Below are 22065 nucleotides of genomic sequence, written 5' to 3'. Positions count from 1 at the left end.
TTGGGCGGCGCCCGCGCGGGCCGCCGCGCTGTCGGCGGCGGTCGTGGCGCGCGACGGGTCGGTGAGCGCGCGCGCGATGCGGTCGCCGAGCCCCGCGCCGGTCGCGTCGAGGATCACCACGTTCGCCGTGTCGGTCGACGGGCCCTGGCGCTTGGCGAGCAGCACCGGGCCGATCGTGATGCCGGCGAAGAAGATCGGGCCGAGCAGCGTCGAGACGAGGAACCACTTGGTGCGCACGCGCTCGCCGAACTCGCGCCGCACGACCGCCCACAGCTTCTTCGCGTCCTCACCCATGGCCGGTCATCCCCTCCTCGACGCCGGTGGCGCCGACCTTCTGCAGGAAGATCTGGTGCAGCGACGGCTGCACCAGCTCGAAGCGCGTGATCGGGGCGCCCGCCGCCACGAGGCGGCGCAGCAGCTCCTGCGAGTCGGCGCCCGGCGCGAGCTCCAGCTCCAGGAAGCGGTTCTGGTCGTCGGCGCGGCGCACCAGCGTCGGGTCGCCGAGCACCGACTCGATCCCGGCGACGGCGCCGTCCATCGCGCCCCGGTCGAGCCCGAGCGCCACGTGGCGCCCGCCGTGCGCGCGCTTCACCTCGGCCACGCCGCCGTCGAGCACCTTGTCGCCGCGCGCGATGATGCACACGGCGTCGCACAGCCGCTCGGCGTTGTCCATGAGGTGGGTCGAGAAGATCACCGTCTTCCCGCGCCGCCGCAGCTCGACCACGGTGTCCTTGAGCGCCTGCGCGTTGATCGGGTCGAGGCCGCTGAACGGCTCGTCGAGCACGACGAGCTCCGGGTCGTGGAGCAGGGTGCCGATGAACTGCACCTTCTGCTGCATGCCGCGCGACAGCTCGTCGACCTTCTGCTCGCCCCAGTCCTTCTCGGGGGTGCGCAGCGCGAGCCGGTCGAGCCACTCGTCGATGCGCCGGTCGGCCTCGCGCTCGTCGACCCCCTTGAGGGCGGCGAGGAACCGGAGCACGCGGCGCACCTGCATCTTCTTGTACAGCCCGCGCTCCTCGGGGAGGTAGCCGACGCGGTCGAGGGCGCGCCGGTCGCCGTAGGCGTGGCCGAGCAGCGACACGCTCCCCGAGTCGGGGCGGATGATGTCGAGGATCATCCGGATGGTGGTCGTCTTGCCGGCGCCGTTGGGGCCGAGGAGGCCGTAGACGACGCCGCGCGGGACCTGGAGGGAGAGGTCGCGGACGGCGGTGTGGCCGGCGTACCGCTTCACCACGGAGCGGACGTCGAGGGCGGGAGGGGCCATGAAGGGGTTCGGTCAGGGCAGCGGCGTGGGGGCGCTGGCGCGCCACTCCACGCGCATGTTGTCGTCGGTCACCACGCGCGCGCCAGCCACCCTACGCGCCAGCGAGGCGCCGGATTCCAGGCCGTAGCCGCGCGGCGGCCCGTCGAGGGTGCGCGGCAGCGCCAGCAGCGTGTCGAGGCGCGCGGCCGCCGCGGCGTCGCCGGGCGGGAAGACGGGGCGCCCGTCGTCGTGCCGCAGCCCGCGCAGCAGCGCCTCCCACCGCGCCGTGTCGAACGCCAGCGGGCGGTCGGAGGCGGCGACGACGTTGACGATGCGCAGCGTGTGCGGGAAGACCTCGGTCGCGGTGCGCATCGCGTCGGGCGACCAGGTGGTGTTGAAGAGCATCACCCCGCCCGGCCGCAGCCGGGAGCGCACCAGCTGCAGGAACTCGCGGGACAGCAGGTTGGTGCTGTGGGCCCGGTTGTGCCACGTCGTGTTCATCACGATCGCGTCGAACGTCTCCTCGGGGTGCCGCGTGATCCACCGCCGTCCGTCGTCGATCACGATCGTGGCGCGCGGGTCGTGCAGCACGGGACGCACCGCCGGGTGCCGCTCGATGAGGGGCAGGTACCCCGGGTTGATCTCGATCGCCGTCAGCGAGTCGACGCCGGGCAGCTGGAGCAGCGCTCGCGCCCACGCACCGGTGCCCAGGCCTACCTTCAGCACGCGTTGCGGGTGCGGATGCAGCGCTGCCAACGCGTAGGCGCGGACGAGCAGGTTCTCGTCGTCGCGCAGGTCGACGCTCACGATGCCGTCGTAGGCCCCGCCGCCGTAGGCCTCGCCGCGCGGCGTCACCGGGATGACTCCGGCGCGCGTCTCGACGACCTCCGCGAACGCGGGCTTCCCGCCGGCCTCGCGCTTGTACAGCAGGCGCTCCCACAGCCGGCCGAACAGCGGGCCCTCCGCGGCGACGAACAGCGTCGCGAGGACCGCCGCCCCCAGCGCCCCGGATGCCGCCGCCCGACGCACGCGCGCCGCGCCCGGGAGCCGCAGGGCGAGCAGCGCCACCAGCGCCGCCGACGCCAGCCCGGCCAGCAGGAGCGCGCGCGAGATGACGACCATCGGCCAGACGTCGCTGAGCACGAAGCCCGTCAGCAGGCTCCCGGCGGCCGAGCCGACGATGTTCGCGACGTAGAGCCACGACAGGCGGGAGCCGACGGCCTCCGAGGGCGCGATGCCGAGGTGGCTGACCACCGGCAGGACGACGCCGAGCAGGAAGGCGGCGCCCACGACGAGCAGGAAGCCGAGCTGCCAGGTCGCGTACTGGGCGAGCCACCCGAGCCCCGGCACCACGAGGTACGCCGCCAGCGTCGACGCGCCGATCGCGCCCGCGACGACGAGCAGCGGGCGGGCCGGGTCGGCGTCGCGCGGCGCGGTCACCAGCCGCCGGCTCACCGCGGCGCCCTGCGCGAGCCCGATCAGGAACGCGGCGAGCACGCGCCCGAACGTCCACGGCATCGCGCCGGTGGCGAACGAGAAGGCGCGGAACCACAGGATCTCGAACGACAGCGAGACGAACCCCGAGAGGGCCGCCACGAGCATCGCGACGCGGAAGCTCATGCCGCCTCCGTCGCAGGTGCCGCGACCGCCGGCGCCGCGTCCTCCCCGCGGCGGTCGCGCCGCAGCGCCATGTACGCGGCGGCGCAGTTGCAGGCGCCCGCCGCCAGCACGGTCCCCTGCAGCCCGAGGTAGGGGAGGAGGAGCGTCACGGTCAGCACCGCGGCGATCGCGGAGCCGGCGGTGTTGACGTGGTAGAGCGTCCCGACCGACCAGCCCACGCTCCCCGACGCGCGCACCGCGTACGCCACCAGCAGCGGGAGGGTGGCGCCCATGAGCACCGTCGGCAGGAGGACGAGCAGGAACGTCACGGCCGCGGTGGCGAGCGGCCCGAACCCGAGCGTCGCCCGCCCGACGGCGTGGTAGAACGGCACCGACAGCGCGCCGAACGCCGCGATCGCCAGCTCGGCGCCGCCGAACCAGCGCAGGTGCCGGCACCCGGGGCGCTTCGACACCCAGCCGCCGATCGCGCTGCCGACGCCGAGTCCCAGCAGGAACGCCGTCACGACGACGGTGACCGCCTCGGTGTTGATGCCGAAGATCACGAACAGCACGCGCTCCCAGGCGACCTGGTAGGTGAGCGCGGCGATGCCGGAGAGGAAGAACGCGTGCTCCAGCCAGCGCAGCTCGGGGGCGGCGCGCTCGGCGTCGGCGACGGGTGCGTTCATCGGCGCGTGGGCGTGAGGGCGATGGCTCCCGCGGCGACGGCGCAGCCGGCGAGCACGTCGACCAGGTAGTGTCCGCCCTCGGAGATCGTGGCGACGAGCATGACGAGGTTGAGCAGAAGGGCCGGCAAGCGCAGGTAGGGAACCTCCCACAGCGCGTGCCCCACGATCACGGCCAGCGCGGCGTGGTAGGACGGGAACGAGATGAGTCCCTCGAGTCGCGTCAGGTCGATCTCGCGCAGCGTGTCGGCGCGGAGCGCCAGGAAGTGCGGGACGTGCGGCGCGCCGGGAAGGAGGCCGACCGCGGGGACGAGTCCCGAGATCACGACGGTGGCGAGCCCCGACAGCACCAGACGGCGCAGGAGCTGCGTCGCACCGCGGTAGAGCGCGAGCACCATGACGGCGACCACGAGCTGCGGAAGCAGCGAGTTGTACGCGGCGACGAGCGCCCACGCCAGGCGCGGATCGGCGTGCGCCGCGGCGGTCCACGCGAACCAGTCGAAGCCGAGCGCGCGGTCGGCGTGCAGCAGGGCGTCGTCGGCGAGGGGCAGCCCGGTGCGCGTGACGAGGTAGCTCAGCAGCTCGAGCGCCACGCCGAACGTCACGAGCTGTGCGCACGCGTCGCCGAGGTGCGCGAGGCGCGCGCTCCGGCCGGTGCGACGGTACACGAGCGCGACCCCCAACAGGAACCCCACGGCCAGGAGCTCGAGCGCCAGGCTTCGCGGCTCGATCCCGATCCGGGCGGCGACGAGCCACACCGCGTCGACGGCGACCACGGCGCCGAGCACGGGCCACACCCAGTCGCAGCGCGTCGCGGCGACGCGCGGGGCGGTCGCGGCGACGGTCGGGAGGATCGCTGGGGGAGGGACCTGCACGGGGGAGCGGCGCAGTGCGGGATGACGGGGCCTGCAATGTCGAGGCGGAGGGGCGACCGCGGCAACCATGACGGCGACCTCACGACGACGGGACGAGCGCGGCGCATCCCGGGAAACCGCCCGGCGGCCTCGGCTTGCGTGCACAGGCACGCGCGCTCAGGGTTCCGCACACTGATGCGCTTCCCCCGCCGGGCTCCCGCGGCGCTCCTCGCGCTCCCGCTCCTGCTCTTCCTGCTGGCGCCCGTGGCCGCGCTCCTCCTGCCGCGCGTCCCGGCCGCCCTCGGCGCCCTCGCCGGCGACGCCGAGCTGCGCGCCGCGCTCGCCCGCACCACGCTGGCCGCCGCACTCGCCGCCCTGCTGGCCGCCCTGCTCGGCACCCCGCTCGCCTGGCTGCTCGCCCGTCGCGCCTTCCCGGGACGCGCCCTCGTCGAGGCGGCGCTCGACCTCCCGCTCGTCCTCCCGCACCCCGTCGCGGGGCTGGCGCTCCTGCTCGTGCTCGGCCGCCAGAGTCCGCTGGGCGCGGCGCTCCTGGACATGGGCGTGCGCGTCCTGGGCTCGCTGACCGGGACCACGCTGGCGATGCTGTTCGTGAGCGCCCCGCTGTACGTGAGCGCCGCCCGCGCCAGCTTCGCCGCGATCGACGAGGCGCACGAGCTGGTCGCCGGAACCCTCGGCGCGGGCCCGTGGCGCCGCTTCCGACGCGTCTCCCTGCCGCTGGCGGCACGCGGGCTCGTCGCGGGCGCGGTGGTGGCGTGGGCACGCGCGGTCAGCGAGTTCGGCGCGGTGGTGGTGGTCGCCTACCACCCGCGCGTCGCGAGCACCCTCGCCTACGAGCGCTTCACCGGGTACGGCGTCGCCGAGGCGCTCCCCGTGGCCGCCGCGCTCGTGCTGGTGGCCCTGGTGCCGCTGGCCGCGCTGCGCGCGCTCGGCGTGACGCGCCGATGAGCGTCGCCCCGCCACGCGTTGCGCCGGGGCATCGCGCGTTGAGAATGTCTTACGAAACGTTCATGATCGCGGCTCGTCCAGTGGCTGTTCGGCTCGGTACGCGCTCCGGCTCCGCGATCTGACACGCGGGGAGGCGACGGGCCTCCATCCGCTCGCGATGCCCGCGCTCCTAAGAACCGCCCGACGCCGACGCCGGCGTCTGCACGACGACACCGGCGCCGCCGTCGTCGAGTTCGCGCTGCTGGTCCCCGTGCTGCTCCTGTTCGCGATGGCGGCGATCGACTTCGGGCGCGTGGTCGCGACGGGGATCGCGGTGTCCGGCGCGGTTCGCGCCGGCGCGCAGTACGGGGCCCAGAGCGCCGCGGCCAGCGTCGACCAGGTCGGCATGATCGCCGCCGCGAAGTCGGACTTCGGGGAGGGCGGCTTCGGCGCGCTGACCGTGGACAGCGCGCGCACGATGTGCCGCTGCACGAGCGCGGGCGCGATGGGCGCGTGCGCCAGCGTCGGCGCGACCTGCGGCGTGACGCCCCAGGCGTTCGTCGCCGTCGGCGCCCAGCGCACGGTCGCGCTGATCCTCCGCTACCCGGGCTTCCCCGCGAGCTACGCGGTGCGGCGCTCGGCGGTCCTCCGCGTCCAGTGAGCGCGTCCCACGCGCGCGCGCGCGGCGCGCCACGCCTCCGGAACCGCCGCGGCGCGACCGCGGCGATCGTCACCCTGTGCGCGCTGCCGCTGATCGGCATGCTCGCGCTCGCGGTCGACGTCGGGACGTTCTTCCGCGCCCGCCGCCACGCGCAGACGGCGGCCGACGCCGCGGCGCTGGCGTGGGCGCACGAGCGGTACCGCGGGAGCTCGTCCGCCGACGCCGGCAGCGCGATGGCCGCCGCCGCCGCGGCCAACGGCTACACGCACGGCGTCGCCCGCGACGTGGTCACGGCCACGCCGGTCGCGTGGGGCACGAGCGCCAACGCGGTGCGCGTGACGGTGCGCGACACGGTCGAGACGATCTTCGCCGGCGTGTTCGGGCGGCACCTGCAGGCGGTCGAGGCGACCGCGGTCGCGACGTTCGACGTGGCCGCCGCCACGGCCTGCATCGTCGTGCTGCACCCGAGCGCGGAGGAGGCGCTGGCGACGCAGGGCAACGGCGGCGTGACCACCACCGGCTGCGGCATCCAGGTCAACTCCGGCGGCGGGTCGGCGGTGAAGGCGCAGGGCAACGCGTCGATCAGCGCGACGGGCGCGCAGGTCGCCGTCACCGGCGGCTGGCAGGTCACCGGCAACGCCGCCATCGCCCCCGCCCCGCGCACCGGCGTCCCGCCCGCCGCCGACCCGCTCGCCTCGCTCACGACGCCGGCGGTGCCCGCCGGCTGCACGCGCACCAACTACAAGCTGAACAACGGCTCCGACAACCTCCCGCCGGGCGTCTACTGCGGCGGCATGGAGATCAAGGGGACGGCCACGCTCGCCGCGGGCGTCTACTACCTGCTCGGCGGGCTCCGGACGGGCGGCAACGCGACGATCAACGGCAGCGGCGTCACCTTCGTCAACACCGTGCGCTCCGACTACCCGACGCTCGGCGCGTACGACGTCGGCGGGAACGCGGAGCTGAACCTGAGCGCCGACCTCTCCGCGGCGGCGCCGATGCGGGGGGTCCTCTTCTACCAGGACGGCGCGCCGACGACGCAGCCGGAGGCGCGGATCCGCGGCAACACCACCACCGGCATCAAGGGGATGTTCTACTTCCCGGCCGCCACGATCGACCTCGGGGGGAACGGCACGATGACGCTCACCGGCGGCGTGGTGGCGAGCAGGGTGAAGGTGTTCGGGAACGGCGACCTGCTCGTGCCGAAGGTGAGCCCCGCGAACGCCGGCTACTTCACGCCCCGGCGCGTGACGCTGGTCGACTGATGACGGCCCTCGTCCACGGACTGCGTCGCCGACTGCGCGACGACACCGGCGCCACCGCCGTCGAGTTCGCGATCCTCGTCCCGGCGCTGATGCTGCTCATCCTCGGCATCATCGAGTTCGGGTACGCCTCCTTCCGCCGCAGCACCGCCACCGAGGGCGCGCGCTACGGCGTCCGGCTGGCGATGGTGCGCGGCACGGAGGCGAAGGCGTTCGCGTCGTCGGTCGACACCACGGCCGCCTTCATCCAGACGCAGGTGCGCGCCCGCGTCGGCGACCCGAACCTCGTGGTCACCGTCAGCCATCCCGACGGCAACGCCACCGCGCCGAGCCGCGTCCGGGTCTCGGCGACCTACACCGGGACGACGCGCATCACCGGGCTCTTCCCCGCGATGGCGATCGGCGCGACCGCGGAGTCGGTGATCACCTACTGAGCGGACCGGCGTCCCACCGCCGCACCGTCGTCCACGTCCCCCGCGACAGCCGCACACCCGCCGGCGCGTGCGCCGCGAAGTCCGCCCGCAGCGCCGGCGCGTGCTCGCGCAGGTACCGCTCGAGCGCCTCCGCGTCCGCCGCCACGTAGCTCGCGCGGAACCGCCCGTCCGCTTCCTCCTCGAACGCCGCCGACAGGAAGCACCCGCTGGCCAGGACGTCGGGGATGTGGCGCTCGGTCTGGAAGCGCGCGAACGAGTCGCGCGCCTCCGGCGGCACCTCGGCGACGACCTCGTAGCGGATCATGGCGATCAGGCGTGGTCCGTGAGCGTCCCGACCGGCCGCCCCAGCCGCCGCTGCAGCCGCGCCATCAGCCGGTCGCCGGCCAGCCGCACGACCAGCCCGATCGCCGCGAACCGCGCCGCCCGCCCGGCCGCCAGCGCCAGCGCGAACGGCACGAACGGGATCCCGAACGCGCCGCCCCCGATGCACACCAGCTTCGTCGACAGCGGCGACAGGGTGCTGAGCAGCACCAGCATCGCGCCCCGCCGCAGGAACACCCCCTCGAGCGAGGCCCACCGCGCGTCGGAGACGCCGAGCAGCCCCACGAGCGGCCGCCCCACCGACTCGAACGCCAGCGCGCCGATCGCGTAGGCGATCAGCCCCCCCGCGATCGCCCCCAGCGCCGCCCACGCGGCCAGGCGCGGCGCCTTCGGCGGGTCGGCGAGGCCGAGCGGGAGGAACAGCGCCTCGCTCGGCCCGGGGACCACCGAGCCCTGGAGCGCGTTCCAGGTACAGACCGCGCTCCCGGCGTGCCCCGACTCCGCCCACCGGTGCAGCCGCGCGATCAGCGCGACCAGCGACCGGCGCACGCGTCCCGACGGCGAGCCGTCGCGGTGCTCGGCGGACGCCGGCAGGGCGGGGTCGAGGGTGGTGCTCACGGCCGGAAGCTACGGGCGCGGCCCCCGGTCCCGAAGGGCGCCGCGCCCGCGCGCCTCACGCGTTGCGGTCGTCGGGGCGCCGGTCGACGGTCGAGCCGCCCACCTGCTCGCTCCCCCAGCCCGCGCCGCCCATCCGCCCTTCGGAGTTCTCGCGGAAGGCGTTCGGGTCCGGCGCCTGATCCCCGCCGCCCCCCGCCGTGCGCAGCTGCCGGTCGTCCCCCGTGTCGGTCGCCTGCTCGTCGTTCCGCATGGACTCGCGGCTGTCCCCCTTGCCGTGCCGCCCGTGCGCGAAGTCCTCGGGGCGCCCGCCGCCCGCCTGCTGCTGCCCGTCGTCGCGCCCGCCGGGCACGTGGTCGCCGCGCGGGGGCGGCCCGCCGGCCTCGGGGTGTGGCTTCACGCTCATCTGGTGCCTCCTGTCGTGTGGGGACCGGCGAGGGGGCAAGGGGTGTTCCGGAGGACGCTGCGGGCTGCGGACTGCGGATTCGGAACGCGCCGAACCCGCAGTCCGCAGCCCGCAACTCAGCCCTCGCGCGGCGCCGCGTCCCCCAGCCGCGCCTGCCCGTAGGGGCAGAGGTCCAGGACAGGGCACCGTCCGCACGCCGGGTTCTGCCAGAAGCAGCACTGCTGCCCGTGCAGCATCAGCGCCTCGTGGTTGTCGTAGACCGTCTGCGCGTCCCACTCCGGCGGCAGCTGCGCGGCCAGGATCGCGTGCGCGGGGCCGACGTCCACCGACGCAGGGATCAACCCCAGCCGCACCGCCACGCGGTGGTGGTGGCTGTCGACCGGCAGCGCGGGCATGCGCAGCCGGCTGAACGAGAGCACGGCGGCGCTCGTCTTCGGGCCGACGCCGGGGATCGCCTCCAGCCACGCCCGCGCCTCCGGCACCGGCAGCTCGCCCAGGAAGTCCAGCGCGTGCGCGTCGAGCGTCCCGCGGCGCTCGGTGATGTCGCGCAGCACCGCCTGGATGCGCGGTGCCTTCTGCTCGGGCCACGTCACCGGCGCGATGGCGTCCTCGACGTCGGCCGTGGGCGCGTCGCGCACCGCGACCCAGTCGCCGAACCGCTTCCGCAGCTGCCTGAACGCGCGCCCGGAGTCCGCGTTGCGCGTGCGGTGCGACAGGAGCGAGGAGACGAGCTCGCTCAGCGGGTCGAGGTCGTGGAAGTACGCGATCGGGCACCCGTACTCGGCGCACAGCCGCGCGTGCACCACCAGCGCCTTCTCGCGCGTCGCCTCGCTCACCACCGGCGCGCGCGCCGCCCGCGTCCGCCGGACCCTCCCTTCCGTCTCCGCCACCGCATCCTCCCGTCGGTCGGGCGCGGACGAATGGCACGACCCGGGCCGCGGGCGGAAAGCGCTGCGGGCTGCGGACTGCGGAGTCCGAATCCGCAGCCCGCAGCCCGCAGCGCCCGACGAGGCTCAGCGTTGCGCGCCGCCCGAGGTCGGGGCCGCCACCGGCTTCGCCTGCTCGTCGACCACGACCACCGGCGCGATGTTCAGCGCCCGCAGTCGGTCCTCGATCTGCTTCCGGTCGCCGACCACGACGATCGCCAGCTTGGCCGGGTCGATGTACTTCTTGGCCGCCGCGTTCACCGACGCCACCGTCGCCGCCTCGTAGTTGCGCGACAGGTTCGCGTAGTAGTCGAGCGGCAGCGAGTCGGTGAGGATCTGCGTCGCGGCGCCCGAGAGCTGGCTCACCGTCTCGAACGCCAGCGGCAGCCCCTTCACCGCGTTGCTCATCGCCAGGTCGTACTCGGCCTGCGTGATCGGCCGCGCGCCGGCGATGTCGCGCAGCTCCTTCACGATCTCCACCACCGACGAGTCGGTCTTGTCGGTCTGCACCTGCGCCGACGCCGCGAACTGCCCGATCTCCGGGCGGCGGCGGTACGAGAAGCCCGAGCCGGCGCCGTACGCGTAGCCGTGCGTCTCGCGCAGGTTCGTGTTCAGGCGGCTCAGGAACGACCCGCCGAGCACCGTGTTCGCGAGGTCGAGCGCGTAGTACTCCGGCGCGTCGCGCCGCGGGCCGTGCGACGCCGCGTAGATCACGCTCTGCGCCGAGCCGGGGCGGTCGTGCAGGTAGATGGTCGTCCGCGCGATCGCCGGCGGCGCCGGGACCTCGTAGCCCGCCTTCTTCCCGCCGGCCGGCCACCGCGCGAACACGCGCTCCAGCTTCTCGATCGCCTGCGCCGGCGTGATGTCGCCCGCGACCACGAACTTCACGTTCTGCGGGCGCACGTACGCGTCGTGGAACGCCGCCACGTCGTCGCGCGTGATCGCCTGAAGGCTCGCCTCGCTGGTCGCGCGCTCGTACGGGTGGCCGGCGCCGTACAGCGCGTTGGCCAGCACGCGCCCCGCCAGGTACGTCGGCTGGTCCTTGAGGCGGCGCAGGTTCGCCACCTGGTTGGCGCGGATGCGGTCGAGCGCGGCCTGCGGGAACGCCGGGTTCCACAGCTGGTCGCGCATCAGCTCCAGCGCGCGGTCGACGTTCCCCGTGACCGTCAGGAAGCCGGTCGGCGCCACCGCCGTCCCCAGCTCGGCGAACGCGTCGGCCAGCTGCTCGGCGGTGCGCGTCGTCGTCCCCTCGGCGAGCATCGCGAACGCCAGCGCGCCCGTCCCCTCCTTGCCGGCCGGGTCGAGCACCGCCGGGGCGTCCACCAGCGCGCGCACGCTCACCACGGGGATCTCGTGGTTCTCGAGCACGGCGACGGTGATCCCGTTGCTCAGCGCGCGCGTCGTGATCGTCGGCACGCGCAGCGCCGGCGTCGGCGGCAGGGCGGGGGGCTTGCTGCGGTCGACGCGGCCGGCGGCGCCCGCCGCGCGCGGCGGCTGCGTCGCCGGGGCGTCCTTGGTGACGCGGGGCGCCTGCTGCGCGCCCGCGGCGATCGGGAGGGCGACGGTCAGCAGGAGCGCCGCGCGGAGGGTCGTCTTGGGCGACATCGTGGGCGCCATGCTCACTGCACCGCGGGCTTGGGGGTCACGTTCACGTACGGCTGGTCCGGCTTGCTGACGAGGGTGAGCTGCCCGGCGGGCACCATGCTCAGCACCACGCGCCCCTTCGTGAGGTACTGGCGCGTCACGCGGTGCACGTCGGCGGGCGTCACCGCCAGCGCCTCCGCCAGCTCGGTGCGGAAGTGCTCCGGGTCGCCCCAGTACAGCTCCGACTCGCCGAGCGTGGTCGCCTTGCCGAATACCGACTGCAGCCCGGTGATGTTGCCGACGGCGAAGAACGTCTTGTAGCGCTCGACCTCCTGCGCGGTCGGCGGCGCGTTCACCAGCCCCGTCACCACGCTGTCGACCAGCCGCTCGATCTCGGTCAGCGAGGCGCCCGGGCGCGGCGTCACGTTGACGTAGAACTCGCCCACGTCCTCGTTGCTCCCCTGGAACGCCGAGACGCCCGTGGCGAGCTGGCGGTCGTACACCAGCAGCTTGGTCAGGCGGCTCGTGCGGTCCTGCGTCAGCACGCGCGACAGCGCGGTCAGCGCGGCGTCGTCGGCGCTGCGCACGCCGACCGTCGGCCACACGAAGCCGAGCTGCGGCAGCCGCGCCTTCCCGTCCTCCAGCACCAGGCGCTTCTCCGCGTCCAGCGTCACCGGCGCGATCGTCGGGCGCGTCAGCGCCGGGCCGCGCGGGATCTCGCCGAAGTAGCGCGTCACCTGCTGCCGCACCTTCGCCGGGTCGATGTCGCCGGCGATCACCAGCACCGTGTTGTTCGGCGTGTAGTAGGTGCGGAAGAAGTCCTTCACGTCGTCGAGCGTCGCGTCCGTGAGGTCGCGCATCGACCCGATGACGGGCCACGAGTACGGGTGCGACGCGGGGTAGATCGCCGCGCTCACCACCTCGCTCCGCGACCCGAACGGCTGGTTGTCGACGCGCAGCCGCCGCTCGTTCTTCACGATGTCGCGCTGCCCGTCGAGCTTCTTCTGGTCGAGCGCCGGCAGCAGGAAGCCGAGGCGGTCCGACTCCAGCCACAGCGCCGTCTCCAGCGCGTTCGACGGCATGCTCTCGTAGTAGAGCGTGCGGTCGTTGTCGGTGGTGCCGTTGTTGTTCGCCCCCGCCGCCTCGAGGTACTTGTCGAACGACCCCTCGGGGACGTTCTGCGACCCCTCGAACATGATGTGCTCGAAGAGGTGCGCGAACCCGGTGCGCCCGGGCTTCTCGTGCTTCGAGCCGACCCGGTAGTGCACGCTCACCGTCGCCACGGGCGCCGAGTGGTCCTCGTGGAGGAGCACCGTCAGCCCGTTGGGGAGGGTGAACTTGGTGTGCGGGATGCGCGGCGCCGCGAGGCGCGCGGTCGGCGCGCCCGCGCCGGACGGGGCCTGCGCGGCCGCGGGGCGGGCGGCGACCGCGACGGCGGCGAGCGCCAGCGCGGCCAGCGCCAGCGCGGCGAGCGCGCGGGCGGGACGGGGGAGCGTCATGCGGAGCGGGACGTGGAAGGTGGGGGACGGCCGGAACGCGCCCGGCGGTCCATGGTGGGTCCTACGCCGCGCCGGCGCCAGGGATCCGGGCGCTCGGCTTCGGTCAAGGCGCCGGCGCGGCGCACGGTGCGCCGGCGCGGGGGCCCGGGCGACGACTCAGGCGGGGGCGCCGAGCGCGGGGTCGTGCGCCGCCTGCTCGTCGAGCCGGTCGATCGACGCCTCGAGCGCCATGCGCAGGAAGCCGGCGGTCGCGAACCGGTCGTTGGGCGACAGCGCCAGGTTGCGCCGGACGATGGCGACCACGTCGTCGGGGACGTCCGGGCGCGCCGCCTTGAGGTCCTCGGGCGGCTCGGTCAGGCGGCGCTGCATCACGGCGCGCGCCGCGCCCCCGGTGAACGGCGGCCGCCCGGTCAGCATCTCGTGCAGCACGCACCCCAGCGAGAAGAAGTCGCTCCGCCAGTCCTCGGCGCGCTTCCCCGACACCTGCTCGGGGCTGATGTAGTCCGGGGTGCCGATGGCCAGCTTGGCCTCGATCGCCGCCGCGTTGGGCGAGGTGAGCCCCGGCGCGCTGGCGAAGCCGAAGTCGATCAGCAGCGCGCGCCCGTCCTGGTCCACCAGCACGTTGGCCGGCTTCACGTCGCGGTGCACCACCCCGCGCCCGTGGGCGTGCCCCAGCCCCTCGGCCAGGTCGCGGGCCACCACCAGCGCGTCGCGGACCGACAGCGGCCCGTGCGACTGCAGCAGCGCGTGCAGCGTCGCCCCGTGTATGTAGGGCATCGTGAAGAACAGCGACCCCTCGGCCTCCCCGGCCTCGAGCATCGGCACGATCCGCGGGTGGTCGAGCGACCGCAGGATCTGCATCTCCCGGGCGAACCGGTCGACGCTGGCCTCCTTGGAGAGGCCGGGGTGCAGCGCCTTGATCACCAGCGCGGGGAGCGCATCCGCCTCGTGCCGCGCCACGTAGACCCACGACGTGGCGCCCGACCCGATCTGGTCCTGGATGCGGTATCCGCTCGGGAGGCGGCGCTCGATCGCCTGGATGAGGCTCACGGGGACGGGACGGCGGCGGGGCAGGGGGGCACGGCGGGAGGACGGCCGGGACCCCTCGCGGGCAACGCTACGCCCCGCGCAGTACCTCGTCCAGCGCGCTCCACGCCAGGGTAGCGCACCGGATGCGGGCCGGGAAGCGGGCGACCCCCTGGAGGGCCCGGAGCTCCCCCAACCCCTCGTCCCCGGCCGCCCCCGCGTCCCCGTGCACCAGCGCGCTGAACTGCCGCACCAGCGCCTCGGCCTCCGCCCGGGTCCGCCCCCGCAGCGCCTGGGTGAGCATCGACGCCGACGCCTGCGAGATCGAGCACCCCCGGCCGCTGAAGCGGGCCTCCCGCACCACGTCCCCGTCGAACGCGACCTCGAGCACGATCTCGTCGCCGCACAACGGGTTACGCCGCTCGGCGCGCGCGTCGGCCCCCGCCAGCGCCCCCTTGTTGCGGGGGCGACGGTAGTGGTCCAGGATCAGCTCCTGGTAGATGGCCGCCAGCTGGGCGTCGGAGACGGTCATGCGGCGCGGCCCCTCAGGCGGCGAACAGCCGCCGGGCCGACTCCAGCCCCTCCGCCAGCGCCTCGACGTCGGCCGCGTCGCTGTACACCCAGAAGGACGCCCGCGCCGTCGCCGGCACCCCGAGCGACCGCATGAGCGGCTGGGCGCAGTGGTGCCCCGCCCGGATGCAGACCCCGCGCTCGTCCAGGATCGTCGCCAGGTCGTGCGGGTGGACGTCGGCCATCGAGAAGCTCACCACGCCGCTCCGCTGGTCGGCCGCCGGCCCGTGCACGCGCACCCCCTCGATCGCGCCGAGCCGCTCCATCGCCGCGGCCACCAGCGCCCGCTCGTGCGCGATCACGGCGTCCATCCCCAGCCCGGCCAGGAAGTCGCACGCCGCGGCCAGCCCCACCGCGTCGCCGACGTTCGGGGTCCCCGCCTCGAACTTGTGCGGGAGGGCGTTCCAGGTGGTGACCTCGTCGCCGACGAAGGCGATCATGTCGCCGCCGAACTGCCACGGCGGCATCGCCTCCAGCAGCGCGCGCCGCCCCAGCAGCGCCCCGCTCCCCATCGGGCCGCCGACCTTGTGCCCGCTGAAGGCGTAGAAGTCGGCCCCCAGCCGGTCGAACTCCACCGGGAGGTGCGGCACCCCCTGCGCCCCGTCGACCACGACGATCGCGTCCGACCGCTCGCGCACCAGCGCGGCGATCTCGCGCACCGGGTTCACGGTGCCGAGCGCGTTCGACACGTGCGGGAACGCCACGACCTTGGTGCGGGGGCCGAGCAGCGACGCCAGGTGGTCGAGGTCGACCCGGCCGTCGGGGGTCAGCTCGGCGATGCGGAACGCCGCGCCGCGCGCGTGCGCCAGCTGCTGCCAGGTGACGAACGTCGCGTGGTGGTCCATGCGCGTGACCACGACCTCGTCGCCCGGGCCGACGTGCGCCTGCCCCCAGCTCCCGGCGACCAGGTTCATCGCCTCGGTGGTGCCGCGCACGAACAGCAGGCAGTCGGCGTCGCGCAGCCCGACGAAGCGTGCCACGCGCGCCCGCGCGTCGTGGTACGCGTCGGTGGCGGCCACGCTCAGGCGGTAGGCGCCGCGGTGCGGGTTGGCGTTCGCCGTCTCGTAGTAGTGGCGCAGCGCGTCGAGCACCGCGCGCGGCTTCTGCGCCGTGGCGGCCGAGTCGAGGTAGCGCAGCGCCGGGTCGGCGGCCAGCAGCGGGAAGGCGTCGCGCGGCGCGAGCGGCAGCGGCGCCGCGAGCGGGGCGATCAGCGCCGGCGTGGCGCCGCTATGGAGCGAGGCGGACGAGGACATCACCGTCGAGGAGGAGGACGTCGTGCGCGGCCACCGGGTCGCAGGCGGGCCCGCGGACCACGGCGCCGGTCGCCCGGTCGAAGCGCGCGCCGTGCCAGGCGCACTCCACCGAGCCGTCGGCGTGCAGCTCGCCCTCCGACAGGGCGAACTCGGCGTGCGTGCAGCAGTCGTCGAGCGCCGTCACCGCGCCGCCGGCGCGGGTCAGGCAGAGGCGCCGCCCCCCGACGGCGACGCCGAGCAGCCCCCCGTCGGGGAGGTCGGCCAGCGCGGCGGCCCGCGTCCAGCCGTCGGGCGGGGCGGTCATAGGCGAGTTATGGGGCGGTCATTCGGTGGTGACGGGCGCGCCCGGCTCGCGGTGCAGCGCCGCCTGCAGCGTGTGCCAGGCGAGCGACGCGCACTTCACGCGGATCGGGAAGCGCGACACCCCGGCCAGCGCGGCGAGCGGCCCGAGCGGCCCGCGCACCCCCTCCGCCGGCGGCGCCTCGCGCCCGGTGACGAGCGCGTGGAACCGCTCGAACAGCGCGTCCGCCTCGGCGCGCGACTTCCCCTTCACCGCCTGCGTCATGAGCGACGCCGACGCCTTGGAGATCGCGCACCCCTCGCCCACGAACCGCACGTCGGCCAGCGTGTCGCCGTCGAGCGCCACCCACACCGTCAGCGCGTCGCCGCACAGCGTGTTGCGCCCGTCCGCCGTCGCGTCGAAGCGCTCGGGCGCCCCGTGGTTCCGCGGCTTGCGGTTGTGGTCGAGGATGACGGACTGATAGAGCTCGGTGAGATCGGACATTCGCGTCGCGGACGCTGCGGGCTGCGGGCTGCGGGTTCGTTCGGAATCCGCAATCCGCAGCCCGCAGCGCCCTCAGGTGGTGTAGCGCGCCAGCGTCAGCGCCTCGAGGCTGTCCTTCACCGCCTCGATCTCGATCGTCTCGAGCGCGTCGGCCGCGAAGGCGTACGTCAGGAGCTTGCGCGCCGTCTCGTCGGTCAGCCCGCGGCTCTTCATGTAGAAGAGGGCGGTCTGGTCGAGCCGGCCCACCGTCGCCCCGTGCGTGCACTTCACGTCGTCGGCGAAGATCTCGAGCTGCGGCTTGGTGTCGATCTGCGCCTGCTCGGAGAGCAGGAGCGTGTTGTTCGTCTGCTTGCCGTCGGTCTTCTGCGCCACCGGGCGGACGTACACCTTGCCGTTGAACACGCCGTGCGACTGCCCGTCCAGGATCCCCTTGTAGAGCTCCCGGCTGTACGTGTTCGGCTGCGCGTGCTCGATACGCGTCTGGTGGTCGCAGTGCTGCGCCCCGTCCAGCAGGTACAGCCCGTTCAGCGTCGCGCCGCACCCCTCGCCGCCCAGCAGCGTGTACACGTTCGTGCGCGACAGCTGCCCGCCGACCGCGAACGAGAACGACACGAAGTGCGAGTCGCGCCCCTGCCGCGCCTCGACGTGCGCCACGTGGAAGGCGCGCGCGCTCTGCCGCTGCACCAGCACGTGGTGCACCGTCGCCCCGTCGGCGACGTCCACCTCGGTCACCGGGTTGGCCAGGTAGGCCGCGTCCCCGAGCCCGACGTGGCTCTCGATCACCGTCACCTTCGAGTGCCGCTCGGCGACGATCGCCACGCGCGGGTGCGTCGCCCCGCGCGCGCCGGTGGCGTCGGTGACGTGGAGGACGTGCACCGGCACGTCGGCCTCCATCTCCTTCTGCACCACCAGCAGCAGCCCGTCGACGAACAGCCCCTGGTTGAGCGCCACGAACGGCTGCGCCTCGGGGGTCGCGACCTTCCCGAGCACGCGCTCCAGCATCTCCGGCTCCTCGCGCAGCGCCTCGGCGAGCGGGCGCACGCGCACCCCCTCCGGCAGCCGCGCCAGCGTGGAGCGGGCGGCGTCGAAGCGCCCGTTGACGAACACCGCCGTCGGCCACTCCGCGTGCCCGAAGGTGAAGTCCGACAGGTCCCCCTCGGTCACCGCGCCCGAGGCGCTGGCGAGCGACGGGAACGCCGCCTCGGCGATCGCCGCGGTGGTCGTGTAGTGCCAGTCCTCGTGGCGCGTCGTCGGGAAGCCCTGGGCGCGCGCCGCCGCCGCGCCGGCGCGGCGCAGGTCGGCCAGCCAGCGCGGCCCGTTGGCCTCGGCCGCCGCCACCTGCGCGTCCAGCTCCGCCGCGTACGACGCGGGGAGGGGGATCGACTGCCCGGGCGCCGCCGCCGCGTCCGCCTGCGCGCGGGCGACGACCGCCTGCGCGAGGCTCTGCTGCGTCTCCGTGATCACGCCGCCGCCCCCTCGAGGATCCAGTCATACCCCTTCGCCTCGAGCTCCAGCGCCAGCTCCTTCCCGCCGCTCTTCACGATCCGCCCGCCGGCCAGCACGTGCACGTAGTCGGGGACGATGTAGTTGAGCAGCCGCTGGTAGTGCGTCACGACGATGGTGGCGTTGTCGGGGCGCTTGAGCGCGTTCACCCCGTCGGCCACGATGCGCAGCGCGTCGATGTCGAGCCCCGAGTCGGTCTCGTCGAGGATCGCCAGCTTCGGCTCGAGCACCGCCATCTGCAGGATCTCGTTGCGCTTCTTCTCGCCGCCCGAGAAGCCCGTGTTCACCGAGCGGTTGAGGAACGCCGGGTCCATCTCGACCAGCCGCGCCTTCTCCTCGACGATGTCGAGGAACTCGAGCGGGTCGACCTCCTCCGCGCCGCGCGCCTTGCGCATCTCGTTGTAGGCGGCGCGCAGGAAGTAGGCGTTGGAGACGCCGGGGATCTCGATCGGGTACTGGAACGCCAGGAACACGCCCGCCTGCGCGCGCTCCTCGGCCTCCAGCTCCAGCAGGTCGCGGCCGTCGTACGTCACCGCGCCGCCGGTCACCTCGTACGCCGGGTGCCCCGCCAGCACCTGCGCCAGCGTGCTCTTGCCGGAGCCGTTGGGGCCCATGATGGCGTGGACCTCCCCCGGGCGGACCGTCAGGGAGATGCCGTTGAGGATCTGCTTGTCGCCGACGGTGGCCGTCAGATTCTTGATATCGAGCACGGGATGGATCGCGGTAGGGTGGGGCACGTCGATTCTCGTGGCGGACGCTGCGGGCTGCGGGCTGCGGATCGGAACCAACCCGCAGCCCGCAGCCCGCAGCCCGGGCGGCGTCAGCCGACCGAGCCCTCCAGGGTGATGCCGAGCAGCTGCTGCGCCTCGAGGGCGAACTCCATCGGCAGCTCCTGGAAGACCTCCTTGCAGAAGCCGCTGACGATCATCGAGACCGCCTGCTCCGCGCTCAGGCCGCGCTGCTTCAGGTAGAAGATCTGGTCCTCGCCGATCTTCGAAGTCGACGCCTCGTGCTCGACGGTGGCGGTGTTGTTCTGCACCTCGATGTACGGGAAGGTGTGCGCCCCGCACGCGTTGCCGACCAGCATCGAGTCGCACTGCGTGTAGTTGCGCGCCCCCTCCGCCTTCGGCAGCACCTTCACGGCGCCGCGGTAGGCGTTGTTCCCCTGGCCCGCCGAGATGCCCTTGCTGACGATGTTCGACTTCGTGTTGCGGCCGATGTGGATCATCTTCGTCCCCGTGTCGGCCTGCTGGCGCCCGTTCACGACGGCCACCGAGTAGAACTCGCCGGTCGACTCGTCGCCCTGCAGGATCACGCTCGGGTACTTCCACGTGATCGCCGAGCCGGTCTCGACCTGCGTCCAGCTGATCTTGGAGCGGAAGCCGCGCGCGGCGCCGCGCTTGGTCACGAAGTTGTAGATCCCGCCGTTCCCCTCGGCGTCGCCCGCGTACCAGTTCTGCACGGTGCTGTACTTCACCGTCGCGTGGTCGAGCGCCACGATCTCGACGACCGCCGCGTGCAGCTGGTTCTCGTCGCGCTTGGGCGCCGTGCACCCCTCGAGGTACGAGACGTACGCCCCCTCGTCGGCGACGATCAGCGTGCGCTCGAACTGCCCGGTCCCGCTGGCGTTGATGCGGAAGTACGTCGACAGCTCCATCGGGCAGCGCACGCCCTTCGGGATGTAGACGAACGACCCGTCGGAGAACACCGCCGAGTTGAGCGCGGCGAAGAAGTTGTCGCTGTACGGCACGACGGAGCCGAGGTACTTCTGCACCAGCTCGGGGTGCTCCTGCACCGCCTCGCCGAACGAGCAGAAGATGATCCCGTGCTTCCTCAGCTCCTCCTTGTACGTCGTCGCCACCGACACCGAGTCGAACACGGCGTCGACCGCGACCCCCTCGAGCCGCTTCTGCTCGTTGAGCGAGATCCCGAGCTTGCTGTACGTCTCGAGGATCGCCGGGTCCACCTCGTCGAGCGACGCCTTACTGGCCGCCAGCTTGGGCGCCGAGTAGTAGCTGACCGCCTGGTAGTCGATGGCCGGGTACTGGACGTTGGGCCAGTGCGGCTCCTTCATCGTCAGCCAGCGGCGGAAGGCCTTCAGCCGCCAGTCGAGGAGCCACTGCGGCTCGTTCTTGCGGGCGGAGATGGCGCGGACGACGTCCTCGTTCAGCCCCGGCGGGAGCTGGTCCGCCTCCACGTCGGTGACGAACCCGTGCTGGTACTCCCGGTTGACGAGGGTCTCGATGGTGGCGCTCATGCCTGCTCCTGGGCCGCGCCGATGGGGCGCGCGCTCGTGCTCGAAAGGGGGGACATCGTCGGTCGGGGCGCCGCCGCGGCGTCGGGCTGCCGGGCGCGCGCCGTGTACTCGCAGGTGCTGCAGCCGTCCAGCAGGTGCCCGGTGCGCTCCACGGGCATCCCCAGCAGCCGCTCCATCAGCTCCCGCTCGGCCTCGCACACCTCGGGGAAGCGCGCGGCGACGTCGCGGATGGCGCAGTGGTGCTCGCGGATGACCGCGGTCTCGCCGTCGTCCAGGACCAGCGCCTCCGCCATGTAGCCCTGCGACGACCGTAGCTCGGCGACCAGCTGCGCGCGCTCGGGGAGGGGGAGCTCGGCGAGCCGGTCGCCGCCCCCCTCCACCAGCCCGGCCCACTGCCGCGCGAACAGCTCGCGCACGCCGGCCGGGCCGGCGGTGTCGCGCACCGCCTGGAGCACCGCCGCCAGCACGGGGGCGTGCCCCTGCGGGAACAGCGCCTCGCCGGCGTCGGTCAGCGCGTAGGCGTGCACCGGGGCGCCGACGCCGCGCACCTCGCGGCGGTGCGACACCAGCTCCTCCGCCTCGAGCGAGTCGAGGTGCCGCCGCAGCGCGTTGGGCGTGAGCCCGAAGCGGTCGGCCAGCTCCTTCGCGGTGAGGGGGTGCGGCGCCTTCTTGAGCGCGATCAGCAGCTCCGCGCGGACCCCGCGGAAGCCGCCGAGCGTGCCGGGAACGTATTGCATGGGATGAACTTAGCCGCAGCGGCCGAATTCGTCAACGAAACTGTGTGCGAAAACGCCTGGCGCCCGCCGCGTGTTCCGCCGCGGGCGGTTCAGTCGTCGTCCCCACGCGTCGAGACTTCCCGCCGTCGGCCCCTCCCCTCCGCCCACGCCCCGGTGCTCCCGATCGTCGTCGTCGTCGCCCTCCTGCTGGTCGCGGCCGCCTTCGCGGCGGCCTCCTCGCGCACCATCTCCGCGGCCGCGCGCCACGACGAGCTGGGACGCCACCGCTTCCTCTCGGCGTTCAACGGCCGCCGCCTCCCCGCCGAGCTGCTGGTGCAGACGTACGAGGCGCTCAGCCGACGCGTCGGCGCGCCGGCGGTCGCCCTCGTCCCGGCCACCGCCCTGGCCGGCGACCTCGGCCTCACCCGGATGGATGCGGAGGACCTGGCGCTGCTCATCGCGGCACGGTGCGAGGGGCGCATCCCGACCGCGCACGACCTCGACGTGCTCGACGACTCGGTGCGGACGGTCGAGGACCTGCTCGAGTTCCTGCACCCGTTCGTGGCGGTCCCGGTCGCGGCCTGAGCCGCTCCGCCGCGCGACGGGAGGGGAGGCCAGGCGGCCTCCCCTTCGTGCGTCCGGGGGTCTAGCGTTCGCCGCCGTGCCCCGCCGCCCCGCCCTCGCCCCGCTCGCCGCGCTCCTGCTCGCGGCCCCCGCCGCCGCCCAGGCGCCGTCGCGTCCGCCGGCCGCGCTCGTCCCGGCCGACGACCCCAGCTACGCCCTGATCGACGAGCTCGCCGCGCTGGTCCCGGTGCGCGGGCTGGTGGCCGGCCAGCGCCCCTACGGCCGCCGCGAGCTGGTGCGGCTCGCCCGCGAGGCGTGCGCGACGCTGGCCCGCGACACGACGGCCGGCGACGCCCGCCG

General features: G+C 74.3%; 25 protein-coding genes and 1 pseudogene. 6 read left to right on the top strand and 20 right to left on the bottom strand.

The genetic code is table 11. From position 1 onward, the window contains the following. From PYV61_RS05250 to PYV61_RS05230, 5 genes and pseudogenes are all read right to left on the bottom strand, one after another. Positions 1-294 (bottom strand): annotated as a pseudogene (locus PYV61_RS05250) (hypothetical protein); the annotation flags it as partial. Further along, positions 287-1264, bottom strand: a complete 978-nt coding sequence (locus PYV61_RS05245) for an ATP-binding cassette domain-containing protein (protein ID WP_275829016.1) — start codon at positions 1262-1264, stop codon at positions 287-289. The gene PYV61_RS05245 and the pseudogene PYV61_RS05250, both read right to left, overlap by 8 nt. Before the next feature lie 12 nt (positions 1265-1276). Next, positions 1277-2863 carry a methyltransferase domain-containing protein gene (locus PYV61_RS05240; protein WP_275829014.1) on the bottom strand — a complete coding sequence of 529 codons (1587 nt, stop codon included), beginning with the start codon at positions 2861-2863 and terminating at the stop codon, positions 1277-1279. Next, positions 2860-3528, bottom strand: a complete 669-nt coding sequence (locus PYV61_RS05235; protein WP_275829012.1) for a fused MFS/spermidine synthase — start codon at positions 3526-3528, stop codon at positions 2860-2862. Before PYV61_RS05235 ends, PYV61_RS05240 begins: the two co-directional genes overlap by 4 nt. Beyond that, positions 3525-4400: a phosphatase PAP2 family protein gene (locus tag PYV61_RS05230; RefSeq protein WP_275829010.1), complete on the bottom strand. Its 876-nt coding sequence runs from the start codon at positions 4398-4400 to the stop codon at positions 3525-3527. Before PYV61_RS05230 ends, PYV61_RS05235 begins: the two co-directional genes overlap by 4 nt. Before the next feature lie 174 nt (positions 4401-4574). Between PYV61_RS05230 and PYV61_RS05225 the strand changes: the two genes are divergently transcribed. From PYV61_RS05225 to PYV61_RS05210, 4 genes are all read left to right on the top strand, one after another. Further along, complete coding sequence (locus PYV61_RS05225; RefSeq protein WP_275829008.1) at positions 4575-5345, top strand: ABC transporter permease; 771 nt, start codon at positions 4575-4577, stop codon at positions 5343-5345. A gap of 157 nt (positions 5346-5502) precedes the next feature. Continuing rightward, complete coding sequence (locus tag PYV61_RS05220; RefSeq protein ID WP_275829006.1) at positions 5503-5985, top strand: TadE/TadG family type IV pilus assembly protein; 483 nt, start codon at positions 5503-5505, stop codon at positions 5983-5985. Then, positions 5982-7250 carry a pilus assembly protein TadG-related protein gene (locus PYV61_RS05215; RefSeq protein WP_275829004.1) on the top strand — a complete coding sequence of 423 codons (1269 nt, stop codon included), beginning with the start codon at positions 5982-5984 and terminating at the stop codon, positions 7248-7250. The genes PYV61_RS05220 and PYV61_RS05215 overlap by 4 nt, the downstream gene beginning before the upstream one ends. Next, positions 7250-7681 carry a TadE family protein gene (locus PYV61_RS05210; protein ID WP_275829002.1) on the top strand — a complete coding sequence of 144 codons (432 nt, stop codon included), beginning with the start codon at positions 7250-7252 and terminating at the stop codon, positions 7679-7681. The genes PYV61_RS05215 and PYV61_RS05210 overlap by 1 nt, the downstream gene beginning before the upstream one ends. On the opposite strand, the gene PYV61_RS05205 is transcribed toward PYV61_RS05210, so the two are convergent. The 15 genes from PYV61_RS05205 to PYV61_RS05135 form a co-directional block, all read right to left on the bottom strand. After that, positions 7671-7985: a DUF4286 family protein gene (locus PYV61_RS05205; protein ID WP_275829000.1), complete on the bottom strand. Its 315-nt coding sequence runs from the start codon at positions 7983-7985 to the stop codon at positions 7671-7673. The genes PYV61_RS05210 and PYV61_RS05205 overlap by 11 nt on opposite strands. A gap of 5 nt (positions 7986-7990) precedes the next feature. Then, the gene (locus PYV61_RS05200; protein ID WP_275828998.1) at positions 7991-8620 is read right to left on the bottom strand and encodes a VTT domain-containing protein; all 630 of its coding nucleotides are present in this window, start codon (positions 8618-8620) and stop codon (positions 7991-7993) included. Positions 8621-8675: 55 nt separating this feature from the next. Next, a complete protein-coding gene (locus PYV61_RS05195) occupies positions 8676-9023 on the bottom strand; it encodes a hypothetical protein (protein ID WP_275828996.1) in 348 nt (115 codons plus the stop codon). Between the two features lie 116 nt (positions 9024-9139). Then, positions 9140-9859 carry a Fe-S cluster assembly protein HesB gene (locus PYV61_RS05190; protein ID WP_345785209.1) on the bottom strand — a complete coding sequence of 240 codons (720 nt, stop codon included), beginning with the start codon at positions 9857-9859 and terminating at the stop codon, positions 9140-9142. 177 nt (positions 9860-10036) lie between these two features. Further along, positions 10037-11566 carry a pitrilysin family protein gene (locus tag PYV61_RS05185; RefSeq protein ID WP_275828991.1) on the bottom strand — a complete coding sequence of 510 codons (1530 nt, stop codon included), beginning with the start codon at positions 11564-11566 and terminating at the stop codon, positions 10037-10039. A 2-nt stretch (positions 11567-11568) separates the two neighbouring features. Further along, positions 11569-13032, bottom strand: a complete 1464-nt coding sequence (locus PYV61_RS05180; protein ID WP_275828989.1) for a pitrilysin family protein — start codon at positions 13030-13032, stop codon at positions 11569-11571. A 156-nt stretch (positions 13033-13188) separates the two neighbouring features. Beyond that, positions 13189-14082: a serine/threonine-protein kinase gene (locus PYV61_RS05175; protein ID WP_275828987.1), complete on the bottom strand. Its 894-nt coding sequence runs from the start codon at positions 14080-14082 to the stop codon at positions 13189-13191. Between the two features lie 67 nt (positions 14083-14149). Continuing rightward, the gene (gene sufU, locus PYV61_RS05170) at positions 14150-14590 is read right to left on the bottom strand and encodes a Fe-S cluster assembly sulfur transfer protein SufU (protein WP_275828986.1); all 441 of its coding nucleotides are present in this window, start codon (positions 14588-14590) and stop codon (positions 14150-14152) included. 13 nt (positions 14591-14603) lie between these two features. Then, a complete protein-coding gene (locus PYV61_RS05165; RefSeq protein ID WP_275828983.1) occupies positions 14604-15881 on the bottom strand; it encodes a SufS family cysteine desulfurase in 1278 nt (425 codons plus the stop codon). Next, entirely contained in the window at positions 15856-16185 is a 330-nt protein-coding gene (locus tag PYV61_RS05160) for a Rieske 2Fe-2S domain-containing protein (protein ID WP_275828981.1), read from the bottom strand. The genes PYV61_RS05165 and PYV61_RS05160 overlap by 26 nt, the downstream gene beginning before the upstream one ends. An 18-nt stretch (positions 16186-16203) precedes the next feature. After that, on the bottom strand, positions 16204-16665 hold the full coding sequence (gene sufU / locus PYV61_RS05155) for a Fe-S cluster assembly sulfur transfer protein SufU (RefSeq protein ID WP_275828979.1): 462 nt from the start codon (positions 16663-16665) through the stop codon (positions 16204-16206). 72 nt (positions 16666-16737) lie between these two features. Beyond that, positions 16738-18129 carry a Fe-S cluster assembly protein SufD gene (gene sufD / locus PYV61_RS05150; RefSeq protein WP_275828977.1) on the bottom strand — a complete coding sequence of 464 codons (1392 nt, stop codon included), beginning with the start codon at positions 18127-18129 and terminating at the stop codon, positions 16738-16740. Then, positions 18126-18878, bottom strand: a complete 753-nt coding sequence (gene sufC, locus PYV61_RS05145) for a Fe-S cluster assembly ATPase SufC (RefSeq protein ID WP_345785208.1) — start codon at positions 18876-18878, stop codon at positions 18126-18128. Before sufC ends, sufD begins: the two co-directional genes overlap by 4 nt. Before the next feature lie 110 nt (positions 18879-18988). Continuing rightward, complete coding sequence (sufB, locus tag PYV61_RS05140) at positions 18989-20425, bottom strand: Fe-S cluster assembly protein SufB (protein WP_275828975.1); 1437 nt, start codon at positions 20423-20425, stop codon at positions 18989-18991. Then, entirely contained in the window at positions 20422-21162 is a 741-nt protein-coding gene (locus tag PYV61_RS05135) for a helix-turn-helix domain-containing protein (protein WP_275828973.1), read from the bottom strand. The genes sufB and PYV61_RS05135 overlap by 4 nt, the downstream gene beginning before the upstream one ends. 153 nt (positions 21163-21315) lie before the next feature. On the opposite strand from PYV61_RS05135, the gene PYV61_RS05130 reads away from it, so the two are divergent. Together PYV61_RS05130 and PYV61_RS05125 are read left to right on the top strand one after the other, a co-directional pair. Continuing rightward, the gene (locus PYV61_RS05130) at positions 21316-21726 is read left to right on the top strand and encodes a hypothetical protein (protein WP_275828971.1); all 411 of its coding nucleotides are present in this window, start codon (positions 21316-21318) and stop codon (positions 21724-21726) included. 76 nt (positions 21727-21802) lie between these two features. Further along, positions 21803-22065, top strand: a 263-nt coding sequence (locus PYV61_RS05125) for a hypothetical protein (protein WP_275828969.1), incomplete at its 3' end; no start/stop codon positions are given.

The sequence above is a fragment of the Roseisolibacter sp. H3M3-2 genome (assembly GCF_029211165.1).
Classification (GTDB): Bacteria; Gemmatimonadota; Gemmatimonadetes; order Gemmatimonadales; family Gemmatimonadaceae; genus Roseisolibacter.
Note: the sequence above shows the minus strand (reverse complement) of the source record. Positions and strands in the feature narration are given on the sequence as shown.

Coding starts and splice junctions, on each gene's coding strand:
- PYV61_RS05245 (WP_275829016.1), bottom strand. CDS start 1,264: ATGGCCCCTCCCGCCCTCGACGTCCGCTCCGTGGTGAAGCGGTACGCC.
- PYV61_RS05240 (WP_275829014.1), bottom strand. CDS start 2,863: ATGAGCTTCCGCGTCGCGATGCTCGTGGCGGCCCTCTCGGGGTTCGTC.
- PYV61_RS05235 (WP_275829012.1), bottom strand. CDS start 3,528: ATGAACGCACCCGTCGCCGACGCCGAGCGCGCCGCCCCCGAGCTGCGC.
- PYV61_RS05225 (WP_275829008.1), top strand. CDS start 4,575: ATGCGCTTCCCCCGCCGGGCTCCCGCGGCGCTCCTCGCGCTCCCGCTC.
- PYV61_RS05220 (WP_275829006.1), top strand. CDS start 5,503: ATGCCCGCGCTCCTAAGAACCGCCCGACGCCGACGCCGGCGTCTGCAC.
- PYV61_RS05210 (WP_275829002.1), top strand. CDS start 7,250: ATGACGGCCCTCGTCCACGGACTGCGTCGCCGACTGCGCGACGACACC.
- PYV61_RS05205 (WP_275829000.1), bottom strand. CDS start 7,985: ATGATCCGCTACGAGGTCGTCGCCGAGGTGCCGCCGGAGGCGCGCGAC.
- PYV61_RS05195 (WP_275828996.1), bottom strand. CDS start 9,023: ATGAGCGTGAAGCCACACCCCGAGGCCGGCGGGCCGCCCCCGCGCGGC.
- PYV61_RS05185 (WP_275828991.1), bottom strand. CDS start 11,566: ATGGCGCCCACGATGTCGCCCAAGACGACCCTCCGCGCGGCGCTCCTG.
- PYV61_RS05180 (WP_275828989.1), bottom strand. CDS start 13,032: ATGACGCTCCCCCGTCCCGCCCGCGCGCTCGCCGCGCTGGCGCTGGCC.
- sufU (WP_275828986.1), bottom strand. CDS start 14,590: ATGACCGTCTCCGACGCCCAGCTGGCGGCCATCTACCAGGAGCTGATC.
- PYV61_RS05165 (WP_275828983.1), bottom strand. CDS start 15,881: ATGTCCTCGTCCGCCTCGCTCCATAGCGGCGCCACGCCGGCGCTGATC.
- PYV61_RS05160 (WP_275828981.1), bottom strand. CDS start 16,185: ATGACCGCCCCGCCCGACGGCTGGACGCGGGCCGCCGCGCTGGCCGAC.
- sufU (WP_275828979.1), bottom strand. CDS start 16,665: ATGTCCGATCTCACCGAGCTCTATCAGTCCGTCATCCTCGACCACAAC.
- sufB (WP_275828975.1), bottom strand. CDS start 20,425: ATGAGCGCCACCATCGAGACCCTCGTCAACCGGGAGTACCAGCACGGG.
- PYV61_RS05135 (WP_275828973.1), bottom strand. CDS start 21,162: ATGCAATACGTTCCCGGCACGCTCGGCGGCTTCCGCGGGGTCCGCGCG.